Annotated in this window: 1 protein-coding gene and 1 pseudogene; both read left to right on the plus strand. The window is 67.8% G+C overall.

Annotated elements, in window-relative coordinates; translation table 11 throughout:
* On the plus strand, positions 1–253 hold a 253-nt coding region (locus tag EN991_RS39230; RefSeq protein WP_127370682.1), incomplete at its 5' end, for an ANTAR domain-containing protein.
* A 19-nt stretch (positions 254–272) separates the two neighbouring features.
* Positions 273–518, plus strand: a pseudogene (locus tag EN991_RS39235) (ABC transporter permease); the annotation flags it as partial.

Raw genomic sequence — 518 nt, forward strand, 5'->3', positions numbered from 1 at the left:
TTTCGAGGCGCGAAAACACCTGGCCAGCGAGATCGACTCGCTTCGCCAGCGCGTTGCCGAGCGCCAGACCATCGTGCGCGCGGTGACGGCACTGGCGAAAGGCGCCGATGACGGCCGCGCCTATGCGCAGCTGCGCTCGCTGGCGATGAGCTGGCAGATCAGCGTCGAGGATGCCGCGCGGCGGATCGTGGCCATGACAAGCGAAGAAGCAACAGGGGAAGAAGGCGGCGATGACCAGTCCCATCGTGCCTGATCTCACCGCGCCAGGGCGCATGCCGGTCAAGCCGCGCGCCGGCGTCTGGCGCCGGCTGGTCAGGCGCCGTCTGGCTCTGCTCGGGCTGGTCATCGTCGCCATCGTCGTTGCCGGCGCCGTGCTGGCGCCATGGCTGACTGGCTATGATCCCAACGAGCAGATGTTCGACGGCCTGACCATCGAGGGCTCGCCCTTGCCGCCGGATGCAAAATTCTGGCTGGGCACCGACTTGCTCGGCCGCGACCTCCTGACCCGCATCCTCTAC

Origin of the sequence: Mesorhizobium sp. M7A.F.Ca.US.005.03.2.1, assembly GCF_003997795.1 — a bacterium.
Classification (GTDB): Bacteria; Pseudomonadota; Alphaproteobacteria; order Rhizobiales; family Rhizobiaceae; genus Mesorhizobium; species Mesorhizobium ciceri.